Source organism: Microbacterium sp. 22179 (assembly GCF_052045715.1).
In the GTDB taxonomy this organism is placed as follows: domain Bacteria; phylum Actinomycetota; class Actinomycetes; order Actinomycetales; family Microbacteriaceae; genus Microbacterium; species Microbacterium galbinum.
Genome location: NZ_JBQEPJ010000005.1, coordinates 65,068 through 79,195 on the forward strand (window position 1 = coordinate 65,068; position 14,128 = coordinate 79,195).

A 14,128-nucleotide genomic window follows, 5' to 3' on the forward strand; every position below is an offset into this window, starting at 1 on the left:
CCAGAAAGGCACGAACCATGAGCGAATCCTCCGAGTCCGAAGACCGCAGCGGCGACCGCTCCCCCGACTTCTTCGACCAGCTGATCGAGACCACGCCGCCCGCAGCCTCTTCTCCGCAGGGCTCCTCGTCGTCTCCGGCGGCGTTCACGATCGGTTTCCGCGGTTACGACAAGGCGGAGGTCGACTCCGCACTGTCGACGCTGCGCAACCAGCTGCAGCAGGCGAACGCCGACCTGGCCGACGCCGAGGTGCGTCACGCCGACGCGATCGACGCGCTGAAGTCGGAGGAGAGCTCCGCCCGTGAAGAGCTCGAGAGCGAGCTGACCGCTCTGAAGGCGAAGGTCGCCGAGACCGAGCAGCAGGTCGCGACGCTGACCTCCGAGCTCGTCGACGCCCCCGCCCCGGACGGTGAGGAGGCGCCGTCGCGCCAGCAGTTCGAGGCGATCCTGCGCGTGGCGGAGGAGCAGGCGAACGTCCTGATCCAGAACGCCGCAGTGCAGGCCGACCGCCTCATGGCCGCCGCCCGCGAAGAGGTCGCCGCCCAGCGCGCCGAGGCCGAGGCCGACGTCGCCCGCATCATCTCCCAGGCCGAGCGGGATGCCGACCAGGTGCGCCTCAAGATGGAGACCGAGTACACGGCGCACGAGGCGCGCATCGAGCGCGAGGCAGCGCATGCCACCGAGAAGGTCAACCAGGCCTCGCAGGAGGCCACGGCCATCCGCACCGAGGCGGAGAAGGGAGCGGCCGCACTGCGCTCGCTCGTCACCCGCGAGACCACGCAGCTGCGTGCCGACGCCGAGCGCGACGTGCGCGAGATGAACGCCCGCGTGCTCGAGTTCGAAGAGACGCTGACCCGCCGCCAGGACGACGCCCAGCAGGAGTTCCTCGTGCTGCACAACCAGGCCGTCGCCCACGCCGAGCGCATCACGAGCGATGCGAACGAGCAGGTCTCGGCCTCTCTCGACCACGCCCAGCGCATCTCGGCGAAGGCCGACGACTACGAGCGCCTCATGCGTTCGCAGGCGCAGTCCATCGAGGCAGACGCCCAGGTGCGCGCCCGCGAGACGCTCGACCGCGCGCGGGTGAAGTCGCAGAAGATCGTCGACGCCGTCACGACGCACACCAACACGGTGTTGCGGGATGCCGAGGACCGTACCCGTCAGCTGCGCTGGCAGCAGCAGCAGCTCACGAGCTTCATGGCCGAGGTGCGCGAGCTCATCCGCCCCGACGGCGTCTTCTCCGATGAGGGCGGCGCGACCGCGTCGCTCGGCGAGGTCGCGACGGTCGACGACGAGCCCGCTGAGGAGTTCCTGGGCGACGAGGTGCTGGATGACGAGGCGATCGACGACGATCGTCCGCTCGAGAAGATCACGATCGAGGTCGTCGAGAGCGACGACGACTCGTCACGCTGACACACCCCGGCATGACGAAGGCCCGAGCGGATTCCGCTCGGGCCTTCGTCATGGTCGTCGTCTATGCGCGGCGCATCTGCGACGCGGCCGGGCAGTCGAAAGGATCGCTCGCGGCGAGCCCCACACGGTTGAGGTAAGCGATGACGATCGCGTACGACCGCCACAGGCTCGTCTCCGTGTAGGGGATGCTGTTGGCCGCGCAGTAGTCGCGCACGATTCCGCGTGCCTTCGAGAGGTGCAGGCGCGACATGTTCGGGAACAGGTGATGCTCGACCTGGTGGTTGAGCCCGCCCATGAACCAGGTGGCCCACCAGCCGCCGTTGACGTTGCGCGAGGTGCGCACCTGCTTCGAGAAGAAGTCGAGCTTGGCATCGGGCGCGATGACCGGCATGCCCTTGTGGTTGGGAGCGAAGGACGCGCCCATGTAGACGCCGAAGACGGCGAGCTGCACGCCCATGAACGCGAAGGCCATGCCCAAGGGGAGGAAGAGGAAGACCGGCACGATGACCAGCGCGAGGCGGAGCGCGATGAGGCTCAGCTCGGTCCAGCGGCCCTTCACGTTCTTCTGCGTGGTGAGGTGCTTGAGGCTGATGTAGTGGAGGTTGATCCCCTCGAGCGTGAGCAGCGGGAAGAACAGCCAGCCCTGCTTGCGGGTGATCAGGCGCACGAGACCGCGCGACTGCGCGGCATCCGTCTCGAGGAACGAGATCGTGTCGACCTGGATGTCGGGGTCCTTGCCGACCTGGTTCGGGTTGCCGTGGTGGCGGGTGTGCTTGGAGTCCCACCAGTGGTAGCTCATCCCGACGGCGCCGGCCGCGAGGATCCGCGCCAGGCGGAAGTTCGCCGGCCCGGACGCGAGGATCTGGCGGTGGGCGGCCTCATGAGCGAGGAACGCCACCTGCGTGAAGAGGATGCCGAGGGCTCCGGCGATGAGGAGCTGGAACCAGCTGTCGCCGAGCAGGATGAACCCGGTGATCGCACCACCGAAGCCGAGGGCGAGCGCCCCCGCGACGAGAGAGTAGAAGACCGGGGTGCGCTGCATCAGGCCGGTCTCCTTGACCACCTGCTGCACATCGCGATACGCCTTCGCCATCGGCGGGAAGTCGGCGTTTCCGGAATAGGTCTGCCGGATGGGGCCGAGCGTGGAAGCGGTGGATTCGAGCTGTGAAATGGAGATGATGCTCTCCTTCCGATCGGGAGCCCTTGAGCTTCAGAAGCCAAGGGCAGATGCCGATCGCTGACCTCAGGCTAACCCCGCCCGCATACGCGGGAGGGCATACGAAAGCCCCTCCGGCATGTGATTCCGGAGGGGCGGGGTCGTTCAGGCACGGGCGCGGCGCGGGCGGCGGCGGAAAACCGCGGGAAAACCGAGGTTCCGGCGCTTGCTGTGGGGTTCGTGTGAGAACTCCAGAGCCCGCTGAGCGTCGTCGAGATCGGCGAATGTGCCGAGATCGGCACCGCGCGCGTCACGCACGACGTGGGCGGTGCCGTCGAACTCGACGAAACCGGCGAATTCGCCGTCGCGGGTCGCGACGTGCACATCGAGGTCGGCCTGCTTCCAGATCAACGGATCGGTCGGATGGAAAGTTGTCGTACTCATGGTCATGCTCATCATTGCTGTGTGGCGGGCGCGTCGGCGCTCCGCGATGGAAGATCGTGGGCGGATGCCGCGCGCGTCGATGTGCGTGGTCCGGAATGGCCCTGATCAGTGGCGACGTGGGCGCCGAGAGGGGCGTGCACACACGTTGCGTAGACAGACTAGCAGATTTGCGCCTGCCGTGTCAGACGTTCACGCCCACGGCCAGCACCGCACGGTACCCCGCGGACGCATCCCCTGACATCGTCGCGAGCTGCGACACGGCCGAATCCTCCCCGAACACGTTGTCGCTGGCGAGCGTGATCCCAGAGAGGTTCCGAGCCGAGCCGTCGTAGCCCGAGGTCGCGTAGACCGCCGCGCACTCGGCCTCGGGCAGCGCCAGCTGAGACGTCGCGATCGCATTGCTCGCGTCGGTGATCGACGCGAGGTCCGGATACACCTCGAAGTGGATGTGCGGCCAGCGCCCGGCGTAGCAGCCGGGGAAGATCGAGGTGAACGACACCGTGCCCGCGGCATCCGCCACCTGCACGCCCCGCAGGTAGGTGACGTCCTGCAGCCCCGACGAATACATCGAGTACTCGCCCTGCGCCGTGCAGTGCCAGGCGTACACGGCGACGCCCTCGGCTGGCGCCCCGCTGGCGACATCGACGATCTGCAGCTCGAACACGAGCGGCACTCCCTCGGCGGTCGCGCCGCCGTCGATGGAGGAGCGGATGTCCTGGCGGACGATGCCCGAGTCCTCGAGGATGTCCGGACCGTTCGAGCCGTCGCCCGGGTAAGGCCCCGCGGTCTCCTCGGGAATCTCCGAGATGTCGGCGGCCACGGCATCCGCTGTCGGCGTGGGGGTGGGAGTCGGGCTGGGCGTCGGCGTCGCGGTCGGCGAGGGAGAACCGGATGCCGTGACCGACGGAGCACAGGCGGCGAGCACCACCGCGCCCACGCCGATCCCTGCCAGGCTCAGCACTCCGCGGCGCGTCAGCAGGGTGCGCAGGTCGAAGGCCGCGCCCTGATCGACCACCTCCTCATCGGGACGATCGAGAAGGCGACCTTCGTAGGCGGGGCCCTCGGGCGTACGGTCGGGCTCGGGGATCCGGGTCATTGTCGCGCTCCTCGTGTGCGGGTCGGGAGCATCCATGGTCGCGCGGCGGGCGATGCGTCGCCCCTGCGCGGGCTATGCGTTCTCGATGACGGCGGCCTTCTTCTCCGGCACCGGCGGGTGGAGCACCAGGAACACGACGATGATCACCATGATCACCGCGGTGAGCGCTACGGGGACCGGAAGGATCGGGTCGAGCAGCACGAGCACCGCCCCGAGCGGCACGACCGTGTTCACGACGCGGTCGGCGCTCCTGCGGATGGCGACCCACCAGACGCCGAGCAGGAAGACGGCGATCGGGACCGTCACCGTGAAGGACGCGGCCGTACTCGACAGCTCGCTCTTGCCCGTGAGCACGTCGAGCTCGACCTCGATGCCGGCCGAGAAGGCGGCCGCCGCCGCGAAGATCAGGTAGTGCGTGTAGCCGTAGCGCAGCGAGCTGCCGAACGATCCGACCGCACGATGGTGCTCCGGCCAGAAGTAGATCCACCACAGCGATGCCGTCACCACCAGGGTGAGCACGGAGATGGAGATGAAGGGCACGAAGGACTCGGCCTCGTGCAGCGCCTCGATGATCGCGTTCGCCGACGCCAGCAGGCTCTCGCCGAGAACGATCAGGGTGAACAGTCCGTAGCGCTCGGTGATGTGGTGCGGATGCCAGGGGGTCTGCCGCTCGTGCTCGGCGAAGACCGGGATCGACATCTCCAGCAGCGCGAACGCGGCGAAGGCGACGAGCTGGAAGGGCCCGTCCGGCACCAGCAGGAAGAGGATCCAGAGCACCTGCACCGCGGCGATGCCGAAGGCGTACCGCCGGGTCGCCTGGCGCAGCGGACCCGCGGCGCGCGACGCCCGCAACCACTGGGCGACCATGGCGATGCGCATCACCACGTATCCGACGACCACGAGCGCGAAGTGGCCGTGTTCGAACGCGCTGGGGATGCCGGCGGCGAGCACGAGCACTCCGCTCATCTGCACGATCGTGGTGACGCGGTACAGCCAGTCGTCGGTGTCGAACGCGGTCGCGAACCACGTGAAGTTCATCCACGCCCACCAGATCGCGAAGAAGAGCATGGCGTACGAGATGATCCCGTGCTGCAGATGCCCCTCGCTGAGGGCGTGGTGGAGCTGCGCCGAGGCGATGCTCACGGCGACGACGAACACGAGGTCGAAGAACAGCTCGAGCGAGCTGGCGACCCGGTGCGGCTGGGCGGCGTCACGCGGAATCATGCGGGTGAGACGCAGTCTCGGCGAAGTGGCGTTGGGTGTCACCGCGCCAGGATAGCCCCGCTCTCGCGGCGGCGTGCCGGGCCACCGGAATATCGTTTCGGATCGTTGCGCGGAGAACCTACCGAACGCGACCGCCGTGGGCTATGCTGACGGGAGTCTGCAGTGCTCTCTGTATGCATTCACCGTGTGGGACGGCGTCTGCTCGCCCGTGATGTGGGATCACGGAACGTCAGAGGGACCCGAGGGGTCGGGAATGCAGACGAAACCGCGAGCGTGGGGCTGGCGGTCTGGGGAATATCTGGGGAAACAATGGCGCACTGGGGATTTTTGCGTACATCACCGGCTCGAGGAGCCTCGGCATGACCTCCGTAGAGGATGCCGTGAGCATCACTCGCGCAGGAACGGCATACGTGCCGGTTGCCGCTCCGCGAGCCGTCAAGTCGGTGCCGCGCTCGGTGGTCTCACCGCGCGTCTCCGCAACGCTGGAACGCCGCCGTCAGTGGGAGCGGCGATATCGGATGCGACTGCGGACGACGGATGCGGCTGTCATCCTGCTCGCCGTCGCACTGACGGCGGCGATCCAGCTGTCCATCGGCCTCACGGTGCTCGAAGTGCTGCGCGCCAGCGCGCCGCTGGCCGTGCTGTGGTTCCTGATGCTCGGGGCACTCCACACCCGTGACGCCGCGCTGTTCCAGGCGAGTGCGACCGAGTACCGCGGGGTCGCCAACGCGAGCGGACTCGCGTTCGGTCTGGTCGCGATCATCGACGTGCTGCTGGCGTGGGAGTCGATGCAGCTGATGCTCGTCGTCGGACTGCCGGTCGGACTGCTCGCACTGCTCGTCACGCGCTGGGGATGGCGGCACTGGTTGCAGGGCGAGCGGCGTCACGGGCGCTTCGCCTCCCGCACGCTCGTCGTCGGCAACCGGGACGACGTCGAGTACGTCATCCGTACGCTGCACCCGATCGGCGCCTCCGGCTACCAGGTGGTCGGGGCGACGCTGCTCGACGGCAACGCCCGCGACGTCGAGATCGACGACATCCGCTTCCCGGTGCTCGGCAACTCCAACTCCGTGGCGACCGTGGCCACCGAGCTCGGCGCCGACACGATCATCGTCGCCAGCCGTCCCGAGCGCGACCCCGACTTCGTCAAGCACCTGAGCTGGCAGCTCGAGGGCACGGCCGCCGAACTGGTGCTGTCGAGCCGGCTCACCGATGTCGCCGGGCCCCGCATCTCGTTCGCCTCGGTCGAGGGGCTCCCCCTGATCCAGGTGCAGATTCCGACCTACGAGGGCGGCAAGCACGTGCTCAAGCGCGCACTCGACGTGGTCGTCGCGACCCTCGCCCTCATCCCGATCGGCCTGATCCTTCCGGCGCTCGCCCTTCTCATCAAGCTCGACTCCCCCGGCCCCGTGTTCTTCCACCAGGAACGGGTGGGGCGCGACGGCCGGCGCTTCAGGATGGTCAAGCTCCGCTCGATGGCGACGGATGCCGAGCAGAAGCTCGCGGCGCTCAAGCTGCAGAACGAGGGCTCGGGTCTCCTGTTCAAGATGAAGGACGATCCCCGTGTCACGCGCGTCGGTCGCGTGCTGCGCAAGCTGTCGCTCGATGAACTGCCGCAGTTCTGGAACGTGCTCGTCGGCGACATGAGCGTGGTCGGGCCTCGCCCGCCGCTGCCGACCGAGGTCACCGCCTACGACGGCACGGTGTTCCGCCGCCTCTACATCAAACCCGGCATCACGGGTCTGTGGCAGGTCTCGGGTCGCAGCGACCTGTCGTGGGACGAGAGCGTGCGTCTCGACCTGCGCTACGTCGAGAACTGGTCGGTCATGAACGACCTGCAGATCATGTGGCGTACGGCGAAGGTCATGGTGCAGCCCAGCGGGGCATACTGAACGCATGAGCGCCGCCACGCCCGACGAGGGCCCTGCCGTCCTTGTCGCCGTGACGACCTTCCGACGCACCGAGCTGCTGCCACCGCTGGTCGCCGCGATCCGAGACGCCACGGGAGCCGCGGGCACCCGGATGCGGATCGCGCTCGTCGACAACGACCCGGAGCGATCGGCATCCGCGGTCGCCGCCGGCCTCGGCGTCGACTACGTCTCGGAGCCCACTCCCGGGATCGCGGCGGCTCGTCAGGCTGCGCTCGACGCCGCCCGCCCCGGTGAGCTCGTCGCCATGGTCGACGACGATGTCGTCCCGCAACCGGGCTGGCTCGATGCCCTCCTGCGCGTCTGGGCGGCGGAGCATCCCGCGGTGGTGATGGGCTACGTCGAGTACGTGTGGCCCGAGGGCACGGACCCGTGGATCGTCGCCGGTGGATTCATGCGACGCCGCCGACGCATCACCGGGCAGCACCTCGACGCGCTCGCCACCGGGAACGTGCTGATCGATGCCGCCCAGGTGCGGCAGCTCGGTGTCTCCTTCGACACGAACCTCGGCTTGGCCGGCGGCGAGGACATGCTGTTCGGGCGAGCGATCCTCGCGGCGGGCGGGTCGATCATCGCCTCCGCCGACTCCGTCGTGCGCGACGAGGTTCCCGCAGCCCGGACGACGCGAGAGTTCGTGCGACGCCGGACCATCTCGCAGGGGCAGATGCGCACGCGCCTGCTCACGCGCACATCGTCGACGCCGCGGCGGATTCTCCTGCGCGGTGTGCATCTGCTCGGCGGCGTCGCCCGCCTGATCGTGTTCTCGGCTCGCGGCGCGCTCGCGCGTCTACGGGGAGACGTCGCGGCCCATGCCGTGCTGACGCGACGCACCTGGTTCGCGCAGGGTCGCATTCTCGGCGCCATCGGGCACGTGACGCCCGAGTACGCGCGGCCCCCGAAGCCGAACACCGCTCCGGCGTAGCCGTCCGCGCGGCGCGCAGCGCTGCCCGTGCGGCCGTCGTTGGTCGTCGGTGGCCATCTCTGGTCACAGGTGCAGGCGTGTGCAGTCACGAGGGGTCAAGACACGCCCTGCCGAGCTCCTCGGGGGCGGCGTGTTGTGACCCCTCGCGGAGGTCCTCGAGCCCCCGCCCCCGGGCGAGAGGTCAAGACACGCCCTGCGGGTCGGCCCGCTTGCGGCGTGTCATGACCCCTCGCGGAGGTCCGTGCGCACGGAAAGGGCCCGGCATCCGTGAGGATGCCGGGCCTTCCAGCGACGGGAGCGTATCGGGCACTCCCGGATCGCCCAGATGCGGGGAGGGCGAGCGCCTGGCCTGGCCTTCCCCGCACCGTGCCTACTGCGGAACCACCACGGCAATGCGATCGAACGACAGCTTGGTCGCCGGGTTGGTCGACGCCGAGCTGATCGATGTCTTGATCCCGACGCCGCCGGCCGCCTGCAGAGCCGCCGTCGTGTCGGTGCCCTGCAGCTGCCACGCGGTGGGCTCGGGCTGCCCCTCGACCCAGATCTTCGCGGCGATCGTCGTCGGGTTCGTGCCCGTGACCGACAGCTTGGTGTGCAGTACCTGCCCGGGCGTGTACGCGGTCGGCAGCACGTAGCTGTTCCCGATCGCGGTCTCGTCGCGCAGGATGTAGAGGCGGATGACCCCGGCCGGCTCGAACCGCACGCGGGCCGAGTAGTTCGAGGTTCCGACCGTGCGTCCGAGCACCGTAACGCTCGCCGTGCCGCCGGTCGACGCGACGTCGGACGAGAACAGCGTGTCGAGCACGATGTTCGTCGCCGAGACGCCCAGACGGGCCTCACGGGTCTGCGAGGGTGCCAGAGTCACCGTTCCCTGACCGGCGGCGACGCCGAAGGCGGCGTTACCGCCCGACGTGGCCCAGGCTCCGCCGAGATCCGACGTTCCCCACCCTCCGGTGAGCGTGCGGTTGAACTCGTCGGTCGCGAGCGGCGTCGGTCCCGCCGGCGGGTCGACGGGCGGCGCGGTCACGGTCACGGGGGCCGTAACCGTGTGCGTCGCTCCGTCGTCGTCGGTCACCGTGAGCGTCACCGTGTAGGTGCCGGCCGCGGCGTAAGGGTGCGACGTCGTGACGCCGGTGCCCGTCGCTCCGTCTCCGAAGTTCCAGGCGTACGACGCGATCGTGCCGTCGGAGTCGCTCGAACCGTTCGCGTTGACGTTGGCCGTGAGGCCCGTCGTCGAGGACACGAACGCGGCGACCGGCGCCTGGTTCGGCGGTGCGACGACCGCACCGGTGACCACCTTGTAGTCGTCGATGCTGATCACGGTCGACACGGTCGAGACGGAACTGACGGCCATCTTCAGCCCCACGGATCCCGCCTGCTGCAGCGCGGCCGTGGTATCGGTCGCCTGGAGCTGCGGCGCGGTCGGCTCGGTCGTTCCCGTGCGCCACACCTTGAGCGACAGGTTGGTCGGCGAGGTTCCCCGCACCGACAGCACGGCCGACAGGCTCTCACCCGCGACGTAGTTGCCGGGCAGCACCACGCTGTTGCCGATCGCCGTCTCGTTGCGCAGCAGGTAGAGGCGGATCACTCCGGTCGACTCGACCTTGATGCGGCCCGAGTAGACGTCGCTCCCGACCTGACGGCCGTTGACCGTGAGGTTGAAGGCGCCGCCCGAGGTCGCGTTGCTCGACGAGATCGTCAACGAGGTGATGGTGTTCGTCGAGCTGACTCCGGCGAGGCGCGCCTCTCGGGTCTGCCCGGCTGCCAGAGCCATCTTGCCCACGCCGTCCGCGACCGAGAAGGCCGCGGCCCCGCCGGTGGTCGTCCAGGCGCCTCCGACGTCGGCGCTGCCCCACGAGGCGCTCGCCGACCGTGCGAAGGCGTCGCGGGCGATCACGTCTTCGGTCGAGGCCGGAGCCACGACGACCGACGAGGTCGCCTGGTGCGTCGCACCGCGGTTGTCGGTGACCGTCAGGGTCACGGTATACGTGCCGGCGGTCGTGTAGGTGTGGCTGGCCGTCGCTCCGGTCGCGGTCGCGTTGTCACCGAAGTTCCAGGCGTAGGCCGTGATCGTGCCGTCGGTGTCCGTCGACCCGCTGCCGTCGGCCGAGACGGTCATGCCGTCCGCACCGCGCACGACGTTGGCCACGGCCTTGGGCGGCACGTTCGCCGCCTCGACCACGATCTGCTGCGTGCTCGTCGCCGAGCCGCCGCGATCGTCCGTGACCGTGAGCGAGACCGCGTAGGTGCCGCTCGCGCCGAAGGTGTGCGCCGCCGTCGCGCCCGTCGCGGATGCTCCGTCTCCGAAGTTCCACGCGTAGCTCGCGATGGTGCCGTCCGGGTCGGCGCTGGCCGAACCGTCGACCGACAGCGCCAGGAACTCGGCACTCGCGGTGAACGCCGATGTCGGCAGCGCGTTCGGGTTGCGCACGACCACGTCGTGGCTGACCGAGGAGGTCAACGACCCGCTGTCGCGCACCGTCAGCGTGACGGTGTACGTGCCGGCGGTCGTGTAGGCGTGGGTCGGCGCGACTCCGCTGCCGGTCTCGCCGTCACCGAAGTTCCAGCTGTAGTCGGTGATCGGCCCTTCGACATCGCTTGAGCTCGAGGCGTCGAAGGCCACCGACAGGTCGGTCGGCGTGGTCGTGAACTGCGCGACCGGGAGTTCGTTGCCCTGCCCGGTCTTGCCCAGCTGGTAGTGCTGCAGGATCTGGCTCGCGGACAGCGGCGCGGAGTAGATCGCCACTTCGTCGACCGAGCCCACCCAGAACGGGTCGCCTTCCCAGGTCGAGTCACCGCCGACCCGCCAGTATCCGGCGTAGTCCTCGGCGTTGGACACCGAGTTCGACGCGACCAGCTCACCGTCGACGTACAACTGCATGCCACTCGGAGACTGCTGCGCCACGACGTAGTGCCACTGGTTGTCGCGGTAGGTGCTCGGCGCGGTGAGGATGTTCGTCCCCCCGTTGTAGGTGCCGAACTTCAAACGGCCCACCGTGTCCATATAGATGTGTCGGTCGTAGTTCGAGCTTGCGTTGGCGTTGTTCGAGTTGCTGTTGCCGAAACCGACGATCTTGCCGCCGCCGGTCGTGGTCGTCTTGAACCAGGTCTCGATGGAGTAGATGTCGGATGCCGCGTACTGACGATCGCTGATCACGTTCTGACGGTTGTTCCAGGTGCTGCCGAGGCGCGAGGACGTGAACCGGATCGACTTGTTGGTCACTCCCGCGAGGGCTCCGGTCTCACCGCGCTGGATGGAGGCGTTGCCGCTCGTCTTGTAGCTGCCGGTGCTGCCGTCGCGGCCGGAGTCGGCTGCCACGGTTCCCGTGGTCTCGCCCAGACGCCAGTAGAGGGTCGGGTCGAGGTCGTAGACCGCCTTGCCGTAGGCATCCGCCGGCGCTGCCGGCAGAGCCGACGTGCGACCGGAGGCCACCCAGTGGGCATCGACGACGTCGCGGGTGATCGCGGTGTTGTAGACCGCCACGTCGGCGATCCGACCGTTCAGGTACCCCGAGCTGCCGGCCGAGGGCCAGCTGCCCAGCGAGTCGCCGCCGATCCGCCAGTAGCCGGAGTAGCTCTGACCGGTCGTGGTGTCGGAACGCGAACCGACGCGCTTGCCGTCGAGGTACAGCACCATGCCGGACGAGCTCATCGTGCCGACCACGTGGTGCCACTGCCCGTCGTTGAAACCGGCGCTGCTCGTGACCGCCCGGGTGGTGCCCGGGTAGACGCCGAACGACACCTGGCCGGTGTTGTTGAGGTAGATGTGCCGGTCGTAGCTGCCGGAGTTGCCGGTGGCGTTGTTACCGAAGCCGACGATCTTGCCGCCACTCGTGCTGGTGGTCTGGAACCAGGCCTCCACCGAGAAGGTGTTGGGTCCGACCTCCGACACCGAGGATGCACCCGTGCCGTTCGAGCCGTTGAACGCCGTCGACGAGGACGCCGCTCCGACGACCTGGCCGGCCTGCCCGCGGGTGGTCCCGCCGGCGAGGGTGACGTCGTTGCCCGCCATCCAGTCGATGCCCGAGGTGCCGGACGCCTCGTTCAGCGGCCAGTAGTACTTCGGCTGCGAGTCGAGCACGGCGATGTTGTAGGCGTTCTCGGTGCCGGTCGCGGCCACGGTCGCCGAGGTCCAGTCGGACGTCGTCGAGTTGCCGTTCGGATCGGTGACCTTCACGCGGTACTGGTACGTCTGACCCGCGGTGACCGCGTTGTCGGAGTAGGTCAGGCGCGGACGCACCCAGTACGTCGACTCGGCCGTGGTCGTGTAGATCGGCTGCGCGATGTCGCGGCGGAAGACCTCGTAGGTCAGCTTCGCGTTGTCGGCATCGTGGTTGGCCGACCACGCGATGCGCACCTGACCGGCACGGAAGGACTGCGTGCTGATCTGGTAGGCCCCGCCCTGGATGGTCGGGCCGACCTTGTTCGGCGCGGTCGACGGCTTCGCGAAACGCACGAGGCCCTGCTGGGCGACGCCGCCGACGGCCGTGAACTCTCCGCCGTAGATCAGGTACTCGCCGGCACCCGTGACCGACCATCCGGCTTGGTCCATGCCCGAGACCGAGCCCGGCTGCCACTTCGGGTACCAGTGCAGCAGCTTCGCGGCAGGGTTGCCGGTGAAGCTGCGGTATCCGTAGGGGTCGGGCGTGATGGTGCGGTTCGACGGGTTCTTGTCGAACGCCAGCGAGTGGTTGAAGTTCCACGGGTCGAGCTGCGGGAACTCACCGATGTTGCCGCAGTAGTGGGTGTGGGACGCCGTGTAGAGCACGCCCCCGGTCGGGAAGATCGAGTACGTATCGCCGTGGCAGTCCTCCATCCACGCCATCGATCCGTCGCTCCAGTTCGCACGGAATGCGCCCTCGAAGTCGTCCTCGGTCTTGGAGCCGCCGAAGTCGTAGCCGCTGCCGTACACGCTGTCGCCGTCGGAGGCGAGCGCGTAGATCGATGCGCCGGTGCCGGCGTTGCGGATCACGCTGTTGATCGCCCACGGCAGGCTCTGGCCGGTGACCGCGTCGAGGGCGGCCATGCCGCGCCCGGGGTTGGTCGAGCCGTTGGTCGAGGTGAAGGAACCACCGATGACGACCTTCGACTTGTCGGGCGACACCACCACGGCGCGCACGCCGTAGCCGCCCGCGAGTTGCGGGTTGAAGTCGAGCACGGCACCGGTCGACGCGCTCAGCGCGGCGACACCGGTGCGGGCGACGTTGTTGATGTTGGTGAACTCACCCGTGACGTAGACGGTCGTGTCGGTGGCGACGATGCCCTGCACGATCGTGTTCGTCCCGGGGGTCCAGGTCGAGATGAGCTGACCGGTCGCGGTGTTGAAGGCTGCGAGACGGTAGCGGTTCTGCCCGTCGACGGCCGTGAAACCGCCGCCGATGTAGAGGCGGGAGCCGTCGGGCGAGACGGCGGCCGCGAGGATGCGACCGTTCACGTTCGGGTTGAACGACGTGTCGAGCACACCCGTGGCGAGGTTGTACGCCAGCAGGTTCGACCGCGCCGTCTCGTTCGTGCCGGCGGCCGCGCCGGCCGGGCGCGCACTGGTGAACTGGCCACCGGCGAAGACCTTGTTGCCCGCGACGGCCTGAGCCCACACGATGCCGTTGATCTGCACGGTCGGCAGCGGATCGGCGCTCATGGTCGTCGGCAGCGCCGGATCGGTCGGAACCGTATCGGCCTGCGCGGCAGGAGCCGTCAGTGTGGCACCGAGCATCGCTGTCACCAGAACGGTGACGATCCCCAATGCGATACGACGGAATGGACGTGAATTCGAATCGTGATCGTTTTCGATCGCGTCGAGTCGACGGACTCGCATAGCGCCTCCCCAGGCGGCTGCCGAGTGATCGGCAAAAGAAGTGGATTCCCCCGCGTCCCCCATAGACGCATCCGCGGCAACGATAGCGCACAACCGCGCCGGATACCAGAAGAAGTTTCTCGACGGTTCCG

General features: G+C 68.6%; 8 protein-coding genes. 3 read left to right on the forward strand and 5 right to left on the reverse strand.

What is annotated here, in order from left to right; genetic code table 11:
• Positions 1–17: 17 nt before the first annotated feature.
• On the forward strand, positions 18–1,412 hold the full coding sequence (locus ACTJKK_RS12195; protein ID WP_247632947.1) for a cell division initiation protein: 1,395 nt from the start codon (positions 18–20) through the stop codon (positions 1,410–1,412).
• 61 nt (positions 1,413–1,473) lie between these two features.
• On the opposite strand, the gene ACTJKK_RS12200 is transcribed toward ACTJKK_RS12195, so the two are convergent.
• From ACTJKK_RS12200 to ACTJKK_RS12215, 4 genes are all read right to left on the reverse strand, one after another.
• Positions 1,474–2,505: a fatty acid desaturase family protein gene (locus ACTJKK_RS12200; RefSeq protein ID WP_247955541.1), complete on the reverse strand. Its 1,032-nt coding sequence runs from the start codon at positions 2,503–2,505 to the stop codon at positions 1,474–1,476.
• A 228-nt stretch (positions 2,506–2,733) separates the two neighbouring features.
• Positions 2,734–3,018 (reverse strand): hypothetical protein, encoded by a 285-nt coding sequence (locus ACTJKK_RS12205; RefSeq protein ID WP_440748185.1) that lies wholly within the window; start codon positions 3,016–3,018, stop codon positions 2,734–2,736.
• A gap of 175 nt (positions 3,019–3,193) precedes the next feature.
• On the reverse strand, positions 3,194–4,108 hold the full coding sequence (locus tag ACTJKK_RS12210) for an intradiol ring-cleavage dioxygenase (protein WP_440748186.1): 915 nt from the start codon (positions 4,106–4,108) through the stop codon (positions 3,194–3,196).
• A gap of 72 nt (positions 4,109–4,180) precedes the next feature.
• Complete coding sequence (locus ACTJKK_RS12215; protein ID WP_440748187.1) at positions 4,181–5,332, reverse strand: low temperature requirement protein A; 1,152 nt, start codon at positions 5,330–5,332, stop codon at positions 4,181–4,183.
• A gap of 359 nt (positions 5,333–5,691) precedes the next feature.
• Here ACTJKK_RS12215 and ACTJKK_RS12220 point away from each other — a divergent pair, with 359 nt between their 5' ends.
• Positions 5,692–7,224: a sugar transferase gene (locus ACTJKK_RS12220; protein ID WP_440748188.1), complete on the forward strand. Its 1,533-nt coding sequence runs from the start codon at positions 5,692–5,694 to the stop codon at positions 7,222–7,224.
• Positions 7,225–7,228: 4 nt separating this feature from the next.
• A complete protein-coding gene (locus ACTJKK_RS12225) occupies positions 7,229–8,182 on the forward strand; it encodes a glycosyltransferase (protein WP_440748189.1) in 954 nt (317 codons plus the stop codon).
• Between the two features lie 370 nt (positions 8,183–8,552).
• On the opposite strand, the gene ACTJKK_RS12230 is transcribed toward ACTJKK_RS12225, so the two are convergent.
• Positions 8,553–13,895: a PKD domain-containing protein gene (locus ACTJKK_RS12230; RefSeq protein WP_440748190.1), complete on the reverse strand. Its 5,343-nt coding sequence runs from the start codon at positions 13,893–13,895 to the stop codon at positions 8,553–8,555.
• Positions 13,896–14,128 lie beyond the last annotated feature (233 nt).